This is a genomic window from Spiribacter aquaticus (genome assembly GCF_007625215.1).
GTDB lineage: Bacteria > Pseudomonadota > Gammaproteobacteria > Nitrococcales > Nitrococcaceae > Spiribacter > Spiribacter roseus.
In genome coordinates this window covers 217261-231077 of record NZ_VMKP01000001.1, presented here as the reverse complement: position 1 = coordinate 231077, position 13817 = coordinate 217261, and the positions used below count along the sequence as shown (strand labels likewise).

Below are 13817 nucleotides of genomic sequence, written 5' to 3'. Positions count from 1 at the left end.
CGGTGGCCGACGGCGCACGGCTGTGGGCGGACATTGAAGGTTTCCAGGCCCATCTGCGCGACGAACGCCGCCTGGCCGCCCTGACCCGTCAGCACTATGGCCGTGACCTGAGCGGGCTGGCGACCTACCTCGAGCAGGCCGACGTCGAGACCTGGGAGGCCGTGCGCAGCCATCACGTCCGGGCATGGATCAGCCGCGACCACCGCCGCGGCCTGTCGCCACGATCCCTGCAGCGCCAGCTCTCCGCAGTGCGCGGGCTGTTCCGTTATCTCCAGCGCGAAGGGCGCGTGGACACCGATCCCGCGGCCGACATCCAGGCACCGCGGGCGGCACGCAGCCTGCCGGCAACCCTCGATGTCGACACCACCGCCCAGCTGCTCGACCCACCGGCCGCCGCCGATCAGGCCGCCGGGCAGGCCGCGGATCCGCTGCAACGCCGCGACCGGGCGCTGTTCGAACTGATCTACGGGGCCGGCCTGCGGCTGGCCGAGGTGGCGGCCCTCAACCTCGATGATACCGGCCCCCGGCCCCGCGAACTGCGGGTGGTGGGCAAGGGCGCGCGCACCCGGATCGTGCCGGTGGGCCGCAAGGCCCGCGAGGCGATCGCCGACTGGGTGGCGGTGCGTCATACTCTGGCCGATGCCGAAGAGACCGGGCTGTTCGTCAGTCGCCGCGGCCGGCGGCTGTCGCACCGCGCCATTCAGACCCGACTCAACGACCGGGCGCGCCGGCAGGGTCTGGATCGGCCGGTGCATCCGCACATGCTGCGGCATGCCTTCGCCACCCATCTGCTCGAGTCCAGCGGCGACCTGCGCGCCGTCCAGGAGCTGCTCGGGCACGCCGACATCGGCACCACGCAGATCTACACCCACCTCGACTTCCAGCACCTGGCCGAGGTCTATGACCGGGCCCATCCACGGGCGCGACGAAAATAACCCTCGGGCGCCCGGCTGCGTTAACATTGCGGGGCGAACGATCGGTATCCAGCAACCTCCGGAGAGCAGTCTTGCAGCAGTTTGATGGCACCACCATCCTGGCGGTCCGTCGCGGCGGGCAGATCGCCGTCGGCGGTGACGGCCAGGTCACCCTTGGCAACACGGTCATGAAGGGCAATGCCCGCAAGGTCCGACGCCTCTACCACGATCAGGTGCTGGCGGGATTCGCCGGCGGCACGGCCGACGCCTTCACGCTGTTCGAGCGCTTCGAGGGTCAGCTCGAGCGCCACGGCGGGCGACTTACCCGTGCGGCGGTGGAAATGGCCAAGGACTGGCGCTCGGACCGGGCGCTGCGGCGTCTCGAGGCGCTGCTTATGGTGGCCGACGCCGAAAGCCTGCTGATGATCTCCGGCAATGGCGACGTGGTCGAGCCCGAGCGCGAGCTGATGGCCATCGGCTCGGGCTCGGGCTATGCCCAGGCCGCCGCCCAGGCGCTGGTGGCCGAAACGGATCTGGACGCCGCCACGGTTGTCCAACGCGCACTCGGCATCGCCGCGGATATCTGCATTTACACCAATCATACGCTGACCATCGAGACCCTCGGTGACGGGAAGGCCTGATGAGCGAGATGACCCCCCGCGAAATCGTCCAAGAGCTGGACAAGCACATCGTCGGACAGGGCGACGCCAAGCGCGCGGTCGCCAATGCGCTGCGCAACCGCTGGCGGCGGCTGCAGGTGGACCCGGCGCTGCGCCCCGAGATCACGCCCAAGAACATCCTCATGATCGGCCCCACCGGGGTGGGTAAGACCGAAATCGCCCGGCGTCTGGCACGGCTGGCGAACGCGCCGTTCATCAAGATCGAGGCGTCGAAGTTCACCGAGGTGGGGTATGTCGGCCGCGACGTCGAATCGGTGATCCGCGACCTGACCGACAACGCGCTGCGGATGATCCGCGAGCAGGAGATGCAGCGTCAGTCGAGTCGTGCCGATGACGCCGCCGAGGAACGCATCCTCGACGCCCTGCTGCCGCAGGCCCGGGGCAGCGACAATGAGGACCGCAGCCAGGACAGCACCCGCCAGAAGATGCGCAAGAAGCTGCGCGAGGGCGAACTCGACGAGCGCGAGATCGAGATCGATGTCCGCGGCCAGCAGTCGGGCATGGACATCATGGCGCCGCCGGGCATGGAGCAGCTCACCAGCCAGCTCCAGGGCATGTTCCAGAATCTGGGCAATCAGCGCAGCGAGCGTCAGCGGCTGACCATCGCCGAGGCCTGGCGGGTGCTGCGCGAGGAAGAAGCCGCGCGGCTGGTCAACGAGGAAGAAATCAAGCAGAAGGCCATCGAGTCCGTCGAGCAGAGCGGCATCGTGTTCATCGACGAGATCGACAAGGTGGCCCGGCAGACCGAGCAGAGCGGCGGCAGTGGCGGCGGCGACATCTCCCGCGAGGGGGTCCAGCGCGACCTGCTGCCCCTCATCGAGGGCAGTACCGTGTCGACCCGCTCGGGCATGGTGAACACCGACCATATCCTGTTCATCGCCTCGGGGGCCTTCCACGTCTCCAAGCCCTCGGACCTGATTCCCGAGCTGCAGGGCCGGCTGCCGATCCGTGTCGAGCTGTCATCGCTGGCGGTGGAAGACTTCGTGGCCATCCTCACCGATCCCGATGCCTCGCTGGTCCGCCAGTACCAGGCGCTGCTGCGCACCGAAGGGGTCGAGCTGGCGTTCACGGCGGACGGGGTTGATCGCATCGCCCGAATGGCCTGGCAGGTGAACGCCCACACCGAAAACATCGGCGCCCGGCGGCTGCACACCATCATGGAGCGCCTGCTCGAGACCATCTCCTACAGCGCCGCCGATCACAGCGGCCAGACGGTCAGCATCGATGCCGACTATGTGGATGCCCAGCTCGCGGATCTCGCCGGCAACGAAGACCTGAGCCGCTACATCCTCTGAGGTCGCCATGAAACGCCCCGAGCGCCGCAACACCGGCCGTGTGCCCACGCAGATCCATCTGCACCGTCAGTCCCGCACCCTGGCGGTGAGCTTTGACGATGGCCGCCACTTCGATCTGAGCGCGGAGTATCTGCGGGTCCACTCGCCATCCGCGGAGGTGCGCGGTCATGGCCCCGGGCAGGCGATCCTGCAGGTGGGCAAGGAAGCGGTGGGCATCGAGCGCATCGAGCCCGTCGGCCAGTATGCCCTGCGTCTCCACTTCGATGACGGCCACAACACCGGGCTCTATTCCTGGGACCTGCTCTATGATCTGGGCGAAAACGCCGACGACTACTGGCAGGACTATCTCGATTCACTGGCGGCCGCCGGTTATCAGCGGGACGCGGGAGACAGCGCATGACAGGCTCCGATCCGGATCGACACGATGAAACCCACTTCGGCTACCAGCGTGTGCCGGTGGCGGAAAAGGCCCGGCGCGTGGGCGAGGTGTTCAGCTCGGTGGCCAGCCGCTACGACGTCATGAACGATCTGATGTCGGCGGGCCTGCATCGGCTCTGGAAGCGCCAGGCCCTGCGGCTGATCAACGCCCGGCCCGGCCAGCGGGTGCTGGACCTGGCCGCCGGCACCGGCGATCTTGCCCGGGGGCTTGCCGATCAGGTGGGGCCCGAGGGTGAGGTGATCGTCTCGGACATCAATGCCGCCATGCTCGAAACCGGCCGCGACCGGCTGCTCGACGAGGGCGTCACCGGCAACCTCGAGTACGTGCTCGCCAACGCCGAGCAGCTGCCGTTCCGGCCGCGCCAGTTCGATCGCATCAGCATCGGTTTCGGCCTGCGCAACGTCACCCGCATCCCCGAGGCCCTGCAGGCCATGCGCGAGGCCCTGCGACCCGGCGGGCAGGTGGTCATCCTCGAGTTCTCGTCGCTCTATCTGACCCCGCTGCAGCCGGTCTACGACCTCTACTCGTTCCGCATGCTGCCGCTCATGGGCCGTCTGGTGGCCCAGGATGCCGACAGCTATCGCTACCTGGCCGAGTCGATCCGCCAGCATCCCGACCAGGAGACGCTGAAGATGATGATGGAGGCCGCCGGCTTCGAGGATGTCGATTACATCAACCTGAGCGGAGGGGTGGTCGCGCTCCACCACGGCCATGTCTACTGAGTGGCTGCCGCTGGCCCCCCTGGAGACGGGCATCAACCGCATCCTCGCCCTCGACCCCGGCACGCCGGCGCGGCTGGCGCCACTGGACGGCCGCGAAATGGGGCTGCGCCTCACCGACCCGGCGGTGGCGCTGCGGGTCACCTTCAGTGACACCGGTGTGACGCTGATCAGCGACGCCACCGACATGAACGACTGCGACGTGGTGCTGGAGGCCTCGCTGGCCGGACTCACCGGGCTGGTCCTGTCGCGTGGACAGCGCAGTCGCGAGGTCTCCTTCCGTGGCGATATCGGCACCATCCAGGAGGTCCGCACCCTGTTCAGCGAGCTCGATGTGGACCTCGAAGCGCAGCTGGCACGCCTGGTGGGCGAGGCCGGCGCCGCACGCATGGCCACCGGCCTGCGCGAGGGCAGCCGCTGGGGTCGCGACACTGCCGACACCCTGCTGCGCAACGCCGTCGAGCTTGCCACCGAAGAGCGTCGCTGGCTGCCCACCGCCGCCGAGACCCGGCACTTTCTCGACGATGTCGACCGGATCCGCGAAGGCGTGGACCGGCTCGAGGCCCGGCTGCGGCGGCTCGAACGCCGCGGAGGCCGGCAATGACGCGTCGTATCCGCCTGCTGCTGCGCCTCGCGCAGATCAACATCGTCCTGCTGCGCCACGGCCTCGATGAGGTCCTGTTCGCCACCCGCTGGTTCCGGCCGTTCCGCTTCCTGCGGGTCTTCATGCCCTGGACCTGGTTCACCCGCCGCCAGCGGCCGCGGGGTGAGCGCATCCGCCTGGCGCTGGAGGAACTGGGCCCGATCTTCGTCAAGTTCGGCCAGATCATCTCCACCCGGCGCGACCTCCTGCCGCCGGACATCGCCGCCGAGCTGGCCCGCCTGCAGGACCGCGTCCCGCCGTTTCCCGGCGAGACCGCGCGGGCGATCATCGAGGACGAATACCAGCAACCGGTGGATGCCTGGTTCGCGCATTTCGACACCGAACCCATGGCCTCGGCCTCCATCGCCCAGGTCCATGCCGCCCGTCTGCATGGCGGCGAGGATGTGGTGGTCAAGGTCGTGCGCCCGGGCATCGAACAGGCCATCGGCCGCGATCTGGGCGTGCTCTATCTGTTTGCCCGACTCGCTCAGCGCTACTGGGCCGAGGGCTTCCGCCTGCGCCCGGTGGAGGTGATCCGCGAGTTCGACACCACCCTGCACGACGAGCTCGACCTGATGCGCGAGGCGGCCAACGCCACCCAGCTCAAGCGCAACTTCCGCGACTCGGACCTGCTCTACGTACCCGAGGTGCACTGGTCGGGCACCCATCGCCGGGTGATGGTCATGGAGCGCATCCACGGCGTGCAGATCAGCGATATCGAGGGTCTGCACCGCGCCGGCGTCGACATGAAGGCGCTGGCCGAGCGCGGTACCGAAATCTTCTTCACCCAGGTGTTCCGGGACAGCTTCTTCCACGCCGACATGCACCCGGGCAATGTCTTCGTCGACGTGCGCGACCCCGCCAATCCGCGTTATGTGGCCGTGGACTTCGGCATCATGGGCTCGCTCAACCCGGTGGATCACCGCTATCTGGCCGACAACTTCATGGCCTTTTTCAATCGCGATTACCGGCGCGTGGCCGAGCTGCATGTCGAATCCGGCTGGGTCCCGGCGGATACCCGCATCGATGCCTTCGAGAGTGCCATGCGCACGGTCTGCGAACCGATCTTCGAGCGGCCGCTGGGCGAGATCTCGCTGGGCGCACTGCTCATGCGGCTGTTCCAGACCGGGCGCCGGTTCGATATGGAAATCCAGCCCCAGCTGGTGCTACTGCAGAAAACGCTGCTGGCCATCGAAGGACTGGGCCGCCAGCTCTACCCCGAGCTGGACCTGTGGGACACCGGCAAGCCCTATCTCGAGCGCTGGATGCGCGAGCAGGTCGGCCCGGCGGCGTTCCTGAAAAAGGCCCGCCAGGAGCTCCCCCACCTGGCCGAGACCCTGCCGACGCTGCCGCGGCGGGTGGACGAGGCCCTGGGCGAGGTCACCCGCACCCGCGAGCAGATCGTCGAGCAGCAGCATCAGCTGACGGCCCTGCGCCAGGAAATCCGCCACAGCGGCCGCCGTGGCTTCGCCACCGGGGTGGGTGGCGCGCTGGTGGTTTCGGCATTCATCGTTGCCGGTCTGGATGGGCGCAGCCCCACCATGCTGGGGGAGGCGCCACTGATCAGCTGGGTGATCGGCAGCCTTGGCGTGGTGATCTGGGTCGCGGCCTGGCCGCGGGACTAGTCGCCGAGGATGGTCAGTCCCTTGAGCAGATTGAGCGCCTCGGCCAGGGCATAGTCGCGGGTGGCCAGCGCCGACTCCGGCGGCTCCTCCGCGTCGCCGGCGTCCCCGCCGCCATCGCCGAGCAGGTGACGTGGCAGGTCCGACTCACGCAGCGTACCGCCGGGGGCTTCGGCGTCGCGCACCTGGAGGTTGGCCACCTCGACGTCGGGCTGGATACCCTCGGCCTGGATCGAACGGCCACCCGGCGTGTAGTAGCGGGCCGTGGTCAGTTTGACCGCCGCGCCATCGCGCAGCGGCAGGATGGTCTGGACCGAGCCCTTGCCAAAGGTGGCCTCGCCCATGATGACCGCGCGCTGATGGTCCTGCAGCGCGCCGGCGACGATCTCGGCGGCGGAGGCCGAGCCGGCATTCACCAGCACGACCATCGGCGCGCCATTGAGGGCGTCATTGGGCGTCGCCGTGAAGGCATCCCGGGACCGCGCCACCCGGCCACTGGTCGAGACGATCTCGCCGCGGCTGAGGAACGCGTCGCTCACCGCCACCGCGGCATCGAGCACACCGCCGGGGTTATTGCGCAGATCGAGCACCAGTCCATCGAGGGGGCCGGCCTGGTCACGCAGCCCGTCGATGGCCTCGAGCACATCCTCGCCGGTGCGTGACTGGAACTGGCTGACCCGCAGATAGCCGAAACTCGACTCGAGCACCCGGGCGCGGACACTGTCGACCTGGATGACGGCGCGCTCGAGGGTGACCTCGATGGTGGTCTCGGCATCGTCGCGCAGAATCCCCAGCGTCACCTCGCTGCCGGGCTCGCCGCGCATGCGCTCCACCGCCGCCTGCAGCCCCAGGCCTTTCACCGATTCGCCATTGACCCGCATGATCAGGTCACCCGGGCGGATGTCCGCGGCGTCCGCCGGCGTCCCGTCGATGGGGGCGATCACCTTGATCAGGCCATCCTCGCTGCCCACCTCGATGCCCAGGCCACCGAACTCGCCGCGGGTGCCTTCCTGGAGGCGCTGATAGGCGTCGCGGTCCAGGTACGCTGAATGCGGATCCAGCCCCGAGAGCATGCCGCGGATGGCATTGCGGATCAGCCGCTCGTCATCCACCGACTCGACATAGTCGCGCTGGATGCGCTCGTAGACCTCGGTGAAGCGCTGGATTTCGGCAAGCGGCAGGTCATCATCGGACGCGGCCGACGACTGCGCGGTGACGGTCTGGACGTTGGCGATCAGCAGGGCGACCAGCACCCCGGCCGTCAGGCCCTGCAGCAGTCCGGATAGGCGCATCATTTGATCCTCAATCGTCGTCGTCGCGCGACTGGAGCCAGCTCATCGGATCCACCGGCTTGCCCGCCGCGCGCAATTCGAAATAAAGCGCCGTCTCGGCCCGTCCACCACTGCGGCCGACGGTGGCGATCACGTCGCGTGTTGTCACCCGGTCACCCACGTTGGCATAGAGCGCCTGGTTACGTCCGTAGAGACTCAGATACCCGTTGCCATGGTCAATGATGAGCAGCAATCCGAGCCCGCGCAACCAATCAGCGAACACCACCTGCCCGGCCGCCACCGGATTCACCGGATCACCCGCCGCGCCGCCGATCAGCAGGCCGGTCCAGTCCAGATCCGCCGCCCGCTGACTGCCGTAGCGCGCCAGCAGCGGCCCCTGATGAGGCCAGACCAGCCCCCCCTCGGCGATGTCCACCGTGGCATCCGCGCCCGGCCCGGCGGCGGCGAGTCGCTCGCGCAGATCCTCGATCAGCTGGTTGAGCGATTCGGCCTCGTCGCGGCGGCGGGCCAGCTGCTCGTCCTGCTCGCGGATCCGTTCGCGGGTCGATGCCAGCAGGGCATCGCGCTCGTCGAGCTTGGCCTGCAGCGCCTCGAGCCGCTCCTGGCGGCGGGCGCGGTCGGCCTGTTGGGCCGCCAGGGCATCCGCGCGCTCGGCGCGCTGATCACGCAGTTCACGGATCGCCGATTCCGCGGCCTGCACCGCCTCGGTCCGGGCACCGGCAAGGCGCGACTGATACACCAGCAGCCGCTGCAGGCGGGCCGGTTCGCCGGCGTTCAACAACAGCCGCAGGGCGGGCGTGCGGCCCTGGCGATAGGTGGCGCGCAGGCTCTCGGCGAGCTGCTGGCGATGCGCCGTGGTCCGCTCGGCGCGACGCGCAATATCGGCTTGCAGTTGGCGAATCCGCTCACGGCGGCGCTGGATACCCGCCTCGAGATCGCGCAGGGTCGTGCGGGTTTCGCCGATGCGCCGCTCCAGGCGACCCAGTTCGGCCTCCAGACCGCCGGCGCGCTGGCGGTCCTCCGCCAGCCGGTCCTGCAGGGCACCGATCTGCTCGCGCAGCGTCTCCAGCCGCGCCTCGCGCGACGCCAGTTCATCGGTCTGCCCGCTCGCCGCGGCGATTGGCAGCACCAGACAGGCGATCAAAAGGCATCGGTTCATCGGCGTGGCGTCTCGGCTGGTATACTATTCGGCTCAATACGCATCCTAACAGCGCCGGGTCATGGATAGAGTCATAGAATTCAGCACCAATCATCCGCTGCTCATTGCATCGCTGCTCGCGGTGCTGGCCGCCCTGGTGGCCAACGAGTATCTGAACTACCGGCGCAGCCGTCAGGCCATCGATGCCACCGACGCGACGCGGCTCTACAACCAGGACGCGGCGGTGTTCATCGACGTCCGCAACGAGAACGCCTTTCAGGCCAGCCATCTGCCCGGGGCCGTGAATATACCCATGGCCTACATCGACCAGCGCCAGGACCGGCTCAAGCGCTTCAAGCAGCGTACGCTGGTGGTGTACTGCGACAATGGGCAGCGCACCCTCAAGGCCATCCAGGCCCTCGAGGGCCAGGGCTGGTCGGACGTCCGGCAGCTGCGCGGCGGGATCAATGCCTGGCGCGAGGCGAGCCTGCCCACCGAGGGGCGCGGCTGAGCCACCCACTCACCATCGATCAGGACCCAGGAGATACCATGGCCGAGACAGACAACGCCGGCGCGGGCAACGGCCAGGCCGCCAGCGAAAATGCCAACCCGCAGCAGTTCACCATCCAGAAGATCTATCTCAAGGACGGCTCGCTGGAGACCCCCGGCGCCCCCGAGGTCTTTACCCAGTCCTGGAAGCCCGAGGCGCGGGTCGAGCTCAATACGCGTCGCAATTCCGTCGGCGAGGGCCTGCACGAGGTGGTCCTGACGGTCACCGTGACCGCCACGGTCGAGGATAAGACCGCCTATCTCTGCGAGGTGCACCAGGCGGGGCTGTTTACCGTCACCGGCTTCGAGGACAACGCCACCGACCAGCTGCTCGGGGCATACTGCCCGGGGGTGCTGTTCGCCTACGCCCGCGAAGCGGTGAGCGACCTGACCGGTAAGGCCGGATTTCCGCCCATGACCCTGTCACCGGTCAACTTCGACGCGCTCTACGCCCGCCAGCGCCAGCAGAACGCCAACGCCCAGGCGCAGACCGGCGGCGAGGAAGCCGGCACCCCGGAGTAGCGCGGTGGCGGATTACGCGGTGCTGGGCGCCGGCTCGTGGGGCACGGCGCTGGCCCTCGTGCTGGCGCGTAACGGCCATGCGGTCCGCCTCTGGGCGCATGATCCGGACACCGTGCGGGCCATGGCGGACACCCGGCGCAACCCGCGCCATCTGGGCGACCATCCGCTGCCGGCGGCCATCCGGCCGACCGTCAGTCTGAGCGCTGCGGTGGACGGCGCCGACACGGTGCTGATCGCTGTGCCTAGTCATGCCTTTGCCGCCACGGTCCAGACGCTCGCGCCGGTCATCACCACCGGGACCCCGGTGATGTGGGCCACCAAGGGTCTCGACAACGCCAATGGCGGACTGCTCCACGACGTGGCGGCCGCCGCCCTGCCGGACCGGCCGCTGGCCGCACTGTCCGGGCCGAGCTTTGCCGGCGAGGTGGCCGCCGGCCTGCCCACCGCCGTGGTCCTGGCCGGCCGCGACCGGGCCGTCACCGAGCGCCTCTGCGACGACTTCCATGACCCGCGTTTCCGCGTCTACCGCAGCGATGACCGCATCGGTGTGGGGTTGGGTGGCGCGGTCAAGAATATCCTCGCCATTGCCACCGGCATTGCCGACGGCCTGGGTTTTGGCGCCAATGCCCGCAGCGGGCTGGTGACCCGGGGACTCGCTGAAGTGCGCCGGCTGGGGGCGGCGCTGGGCGCGGATGACCGCACCCTCACCGGGCTCGCCGGCCTGGGCGACCTGATGCTGACCTGTACCGATGATCAGTCGCGTAACCGCCGGATGGGCCTGGCGCTGGGGCGGGGCGAGTCCATTGACGCCGCCACCGCGCGCATCGGCGAAGTGGTCGAGGGCGTGCGCACCGCCGTCGAAGTGGGCGGGATGGCGCGACGGCTGGGCGTGGAGCTGCCCATCTGCAGTGCGGTCGAGTCGGTGGTCGGGGGCACCTGCACCCCCATCGATGCGGCGACGGCGCTGATGGCCCGGCGCCCCGGCCCGGAGTTCGACGACCTCGGGACCTGAATCAGTCGATCGCGACGCTGCCGGCAAAGTCCTGCTGTCGCCACGCCTCATAGACCGTGACCGCCACGCTGTTGGACAGATTGAGGCTACGGTTGCCGGGCTGCATTGGCAGGCGCAGCCGCTGCTCAGGCGGAATGCGCGCCATCACCGCCTCCGGCAGGCCCGCGGTCTCACTGCCAAACAGCAGCGCATCATCGGGACGGTAATCCGGTCGATCAAAACGCACCCGCCCACCCGTGGTCAGCGCCCAGACCCGCGCCGGCGCCACGGCGGCGAGAAACGCCGCATAGTCGGCGTGCACCTGCAGGCGGGCGAATTCATGGTAATCGAGTCCCGCCCGGCGCATGCGCCGGTCGTCGAGCACGAACCCCAGCGGCCGGATCAGATGCAGACGGGCGCCACTGTTGGCGCAGAGCCGGATGACATTGCCAGCGTTGGGCGGGATTTCGGGGCTATGCAATACGACATGGGGCAGCATGCGCGGGATTATACCCGCATCTGAAGATCCCGGATCTTGCGCGTCAGGGTATTGCGCCCCCAGCCCAGCAGCCGGGCGGCATCCTGGCGACGTCCGCCGGTGCGACGCAGGGCGGCCTCGATCAGCACCCGCTCGAGGCGGCCATGGGCGGCGGCCAGCGCGCCATCATCCTGCCCGGCCGCCTGCTGATCGGCCCAGCGCGCCAGCGCGCTTTCCCAGTCGGCGGGGCCATTGGCCGGCGCCGGATCATCCACCCCGGCAAGCTCCGGAGGCAGGTCCTCCATCTCCACCCGGCGGCCGCTGGCCATGACCGTGAGCCAGCGGCAGGTGTTCTCCAGCTCGCGGACGTTGCCGGGCCAGGGCAGGGCCTGCAGCCGGCGCTCCACCTCGGGGGTCAGCTGTTTGGGCTCGACGTTGAGCTCGCGCGCCGCGCGGCGCAGAAAGTGATCCGCCAGGCCGGGGATATCCGCCTGACGCTCGCGCAGTGCCGGGCAGTGGATGCGGATGACGTTGAGCCGATGGAACAGGTCCTCGCGAAAACGGCCATCCGCGACCAGGTCGTCCAGGTTCTGGTGGGTGGCGGCGATGATGCGCACGTCCACCTGCATGGGCGTATGCGCACCGACGCGGTAGAACTCGCCGTCGGCCAGCACGCGGAGCAGCCGGGTCTGGAGTTCGGCGGGCATGTCGCCGATCTCGTCGAGAAACAGCGTCCCGCCGTTGGCCTGCTCGAAACGCCCGCGGCGGACCTGATGGGCGCCGGTGAACGCGCCCTTTTCGTGGCCGAACAGTTCCGACTCCATCAGATCGCGGGGGATGGCGGCCATGTTCAGGGCAATGAACGGCTTGTCGGCCCGCGGGCTGTGGCGGTGCAGCGAGCCGGCCACCAGCTCCTTGCCGGTCCCCGACTCGCCGTTGATCAGCACCGTGATGTTGGAGCGTGACAGACGCCCGATGGCCCGGAACACCTCCTGCATGGCCGGGGCCTCGCCGATGATCTCGGGCATCCGCCCGCCCGGTTCGTCCGCCGGTGCACTGCTGCGCACCGCGGCGGCGGCACGCCGCACCAGGTCGATGGCCTCCTCGACATCGAAGGGCTTCGGCAGGTATTCGAAAGCCCCGCCCTCGTAAGCCGACACCGCGGCATCCAGATCGGAGTGCGCGGTCATCACGATCACCGGCAGCTCAGGATCCACGCCATGCACCCGTTTCATCAGCGCCAGCCCATCCAGGCGAGGCATGCGGATGTCGGTGATCAACACATCCGGCGGATCCGACTCGAGGGCGGCAAGCGCCGCCTCGCCGGTCTCAAAATCCACGGCCTGCATACCGTCCCGCTCAAGGGCCTTTTTCAGGACCCAGCGGATGGAGCGGTCGTCATCGATGATCCATACATTGATCGCGTCAGCCATCAGGCGTCCTCCAGGGGTAACCAGACAGTGAAAACGGTGTGCCCCGGCTCGCTGGTGCACTCGATCAGCCCGCCGTGCTGATTCACCAGGTTCTGGGCGATCGGCAGCCCGATGCCGCTGCCCTCGGCGCGTCCGGTCACCATCGGGTAGAAAATCTGATCCTGCATGGCCGGGGTGATACCCGGTCCGTCATCCACGACATCAATGCGCGCCACCAGCCGATGCTGCCGGTCGCCGATGGTGAAGCGCCGCTGCGTGCGGGTCTGCAGCGTGATCGTGCCGGTCTCGCCCAGCGCCTGCAGGGCGTTGCGGACAAGGTTGAGCAGCGCCTGGATCAGCTGATCGCTGGCCGCCCGCGTCACCGGAATGCTGGGGTCGTAATCGCGCCGGATCTCGACGCCGGCCGGCGCCTCCACCACGGCCAGGCTGCGCACATGCTCGAGCACCTCGTGGAGATTGGTGGGGGCATGCTCGATGCGCGAATCCGGACCCAGCAGGCCATTCACCAGGGTGCGCAGGCGATCCGCCTCGCTGATGATAATGCGCGTGTACTCCCGCTGATCCTCGTCCGAGAGCTCGGATTCAAGCAACTGGGCGGCGCCGCGCAGGCCCCCCAGCGGGTTCTTGATCTCGTGGGCCAGGCCGCGGATCAGCTCGCGGATGGCCTGGTTCTGGGCGATCAGCCGGTTCTCGCGGGAAATCCGCAGGTGCCGGTCGAGCTGTTCAAATTCCAGCAACAGGACATTGACCGTTTCCAGCGGAGTGATCGCGCAGTCGACGGTAATGGTGCGATCCGGGCCCAGGGTCAGCCGCATCTCGCGCTCGGTGTAGCTGGCCGCCTGGGAGAAGGCCTGTTCGATGGCCTCGTCCAGGACCTGCAGCGCCGGCAGGAACTGCATCAGCGGTTCGCCCAGCGCCTGACGGCTGCTGACGTGCAGAAGCGATTCGGCCGCGGCGTTCATGCGCACGATCCGGCGCTCATCATCGATCGCCACCACCGCCCGGGTCAGATTATCGAGAATCTCACGGGCATCGATTGGCATCGCATCCGTCATCATCGACCTCATTAAAGAAAAAACCCCCGCGGAGGCGGGGGTCTTCA

Annotated in this window: 15 protein-coding genes; 10 read left to right on the top strand and 5 right to left on the bottom strand. The window is 68.6% G+C overall.

Translation table 11 applies throughout. The features are described 5' to 3' along the window. The first annotated feature begins 2 nt into the window (after window positions 1-2). The 7 genes from xerC to ubiB all read left to right on the top strand — a co-directional run bounded on the left by xerC (window position 3) and on the right by ubiB (window position 6315). On the top strand, window positions 3-935 hold the full coding sequence (gene xerC, locus FPL11_RS01140; protein WP_144346883.1) for a tyrosine recombinase XerC: 933 nt from the start codon (window positions 3-5) through the stop codon (window positions 933-935). Between the two features lie 71 nt (window positions 936-1006). Then, a complete protein-coding gene (gene hslV, locus FPL11_RS01135) occupies window positions 1007-1555 on the top strand; it encodes an ATP-dependent protease subunit HslV (RefSeq protein WP_069133847.1) in 549 nt (182 codons plus the stop codon). Further along, on the top strand, window positions 1555-2889 hold the full coding sequence (gene hslU, locus FPL11_RS01130) for an ATP-dependent protease ATPase subunit HslU (RefSeq protein WP_069133846.1): 1335 nt from the start codon (window positions 1555-1557) through the stop codon (window positions 2887-2889). The genes hslV and hslU overlap by 1 nt, the downstream gene beginning before the upstream one ends. Before the next feature lie 7 nt (window positions 2890-2896). After that, on the top strand, window positions 2897-3289 hold the full coding sequence (locus FPL11_RS01125; RefSeq protein WP_144346882.1) for a gamma-butyrobetaine hydroxylase family protein: 393 nt from the start codon (window positions 2897-2899) through the stop codon (window positions 3287-3289). Continuing rightward, a complete protein-coding gene (locus FPL11_RS01120; RefSeq protein ID WP_069133844.1) occupies window positions 3286-4050 on the top strand; it encodes a class I SAM-dependent methyltransferase in 765 nt (254 codons plus the stop codon). The genes FPL11_RS01125 and FPL11_RS01120 overlap by 4 nt, the downstream gene beginning before the upstream one ends. Further along, window positions 4040-4651, top strand: a complete 612-nt coding sequence (locus FPL11_RS01115; protein ID WP_144346881.1) for a ubiquinone biosynthesis accessory factor UbiJ — start codon at window positions 4040-4042, stop codon at window positions 4649-4651. Before FPL11_RS01120 ends, FPL11_RS01115 begins: the two co-directional genes overlap by 11 nt. Then, a complete protein-coding gene (gene ubiB / locus FPL11_RS01110; protein ID WP_144346880.1) occupies window positions 4648-6315 on the top strand; it encodes a ubiquinone biosynthesis regulatory protein kinase UbiB in 1668 nt (555 codons plus the stop codon). The genes FPL11_RS01115 and ubiB overlap by 4 nt, the downstream gene beginning before the upstream one ends. Here the strand turns inward: ubiB and FPL11_RS01105 are convergent. Both FPL11_RS01105 and FPL11_RS01100 read right to left on the bottom strand, forming a co-directional pair. Next, window positions 6312-7604 carry a S41 family peptidase gene (locus tag FPL11_RS01105; protein WP_110882549.1) on the bottom strand — a complete coding sequence of 431 codons (1293 nt, stop codon included), beginning with the start codon at window positions 7602-7604 and terminating at the stop codon, window positions 6312-6314. The genes ubiB and FPL11_RS01105 overlap by 4 nt on opposite strands. Window positions 7605-7614: 10 nt before the next feature. Further along, window positions 7615-8763, bottom strand: coding sequence for a murein hydrolase activator EnvC family protein (locus FPL11_RS01100; RefSeq protein WP_144346879.1), 1149 nt, complete (start codon window positions 8761-8763; stop codon window positions 7615-7617). A 61-nt stretch (window positions 8764-8824) separates the two neighbouring features. On the opposite strand from FPL11_RS01100, the gene FPL11_RS01095 reads away from it, so the two are divergent. From FPL11_RS01095 to FPL11_RS01085, 3 genes are read left to right on the top strand one after another with little or no spacing between them, the layout of a single operon-like run. Next, the gene (locus tag FPL11_RS01095) at window positions 8825-9253 is read left to right on the top strand and encodes a rhodanese-like domain-containing protein (RefSeq protein ID WP_069133839.1); all 429 of its coding nucleotides are present in this window, start codon (window positions 8825-8827) and stop codon (window positions 9251-9253) included. A gap of 38 nt (window positions 9254-9291) precedes the next feature. Beyond that, window positions 9292-9813 (top strand): protein-export chaperone SecB, encoded by a 522-nt coding sequence (gene secB, locus FPL11_RS01090; protein WP_083217660.1) that lies wholly within the window; start codon window positions 9292-9294, stop codon window positions 9811-9813. A 4-nt stretch (window positions 9814-9817) separates the two neighbouring features. Continuing rightward, the gene (locus FPL11_RS01085; protein ID WP_144346878.1) at window positions 9818-10825 is read left to right on the top strand and encodes an NAD(P)H-dependent glycerol-3-phosphate dehydrogenase; all 1008 of its coding nucleotides are present in this window, start codon (window positions 9818-9820) and stop codon (window positions 10823-10825) included. Window position 10826: 1 nt separating this feature from the next. Here the strand turns inward: FPL11_RS01085 and FPL11_RS01080 are convergent, their stop codons facing one another. Genes FPL11_RS01080 through glnL form a run of 3 tightly spaced genes read right to left on the bottom strand, consistent with a single transcriptional unit; the run spans window position 10827 to window position 13773 of the window. Next, window positions 10827-11300, bottom strand: coding sequence for a tRNA (cytidine(34)-2'-O)-methyltransferase (locus FPL11_RS01080; protein WP_198515290.1), 474 nt, complete (start codon window positions 11298-11300; stop codon window positions 10827-10829). Between the two features lie 11 nt (window positions 11301-11311). Beyond that, window positions 11312-12715: a nitrogen regulation protein NR(I) gene (gene ntrC, locus FPL11_RS01075; RefSeq protein WP_144346876.1), complete on the bottom strand. Its 1404-nt coding sequence runs from the start codon at window positions 12713-12715 to the stop codon at window positions 11312-11314. After that, on the bottom strand, window positions 12715-13773 hold the full coding sequence (gene glnL, locus FPL11_RS01070; protein WP_281283373.1) for a nitrogen regulation protein NR(II): 1059 nt from the start codon (window positions 13771-13773) through the stop codon (window positions 12715-12717). The genes ntrC and glnL overlap by 1 nt, the downstream gene beginning before the upstream one ends. Window positions 13774-13817: the final 44 nt, after the last annotated feature.

What these genes read in the sequence shown, in the direction of transcription:
- hslU (WP_069133846.1), top strand. Translation starts at nt 1,555, where the DNA reads ATGAGCGAGATGACCCCCCGCGAAATCGTCCAAGAGCTGGACAAGCAC.
- FPL11_RS01125 (WP_144346882.1), top strand. Translation starts at nt 2,897, where the DNA reads ATGAAACGCCCCGAGCGCCGCAACACCGGCCGTGTGCCCACGCAGATC.
- FPL11_RS01120 (WP_069133844.1), top strand. Translation starts at nt 3,286, where the DNA reads ATGACAGGCTCCGATCCGGATCGACACGATGAAACCCACTTCGGCTAC.
- FPL11_RS01115 (WP_144346881.1), top strand. Translation starts at nt 4,040, where the DNA reads ATGTCTACTGAGTGGCTGCCGCTGGCCCCCCTGGAGACGGGCATCAAC.
- ubiB (WP_144346880.1), top strand. Translation starts at nt 4,648, where the DNA reads ATGACGCGTCGTATCCGCCTGCTGCTGCGCCTCGCGCAGATCAACATC.
- FPL11_RS01105 (WP_110882549.1), bottom strand. Translation starts at nt 7,604, where the DNA reads ATGCGCCTATCCGGACTGCTGCAGGGCCTGACGGCCGGGGTGCTGGTC.
- FPL11_RS01100 (WP_144346879.1), bottom strand. Translation starts at nt 8,763, where the DNA reads ATGAACCGATGCCTTTTGATCGCCTGTCTGGTGCTGCCAATCGCCGCG.
- FPL11_RS01095 (WP_069133839.1), top strand. Translation starts at nt 8,825, where the DNA reads ATGGATAGAGTCATAGAATTCAGCACCAATCATCCGCTGCTCATTGCA.
- secB (WP_083217660.1), top strand. Translation starts at nt 9,292, where the DNA reads ATGGCCGAGACAGACAACGCCGGCGCGGGCAACGGCCAGGCCGCCAGC.
- ntrC (WP_144346876.1), bottom strand. Translation starts at nt 12,715, where the DNA reads ATGGCTGACGCGATCAATGTATGGATCATCGATGACGACCGCTCCATC.
- glnL (WP_281283373.1), bottom strand. Translation starts at nt 13,773, where the DNA reads ATGATGACGGATGCGATGCCAATCGATGCCCGTGAGATTCTCGATAAT.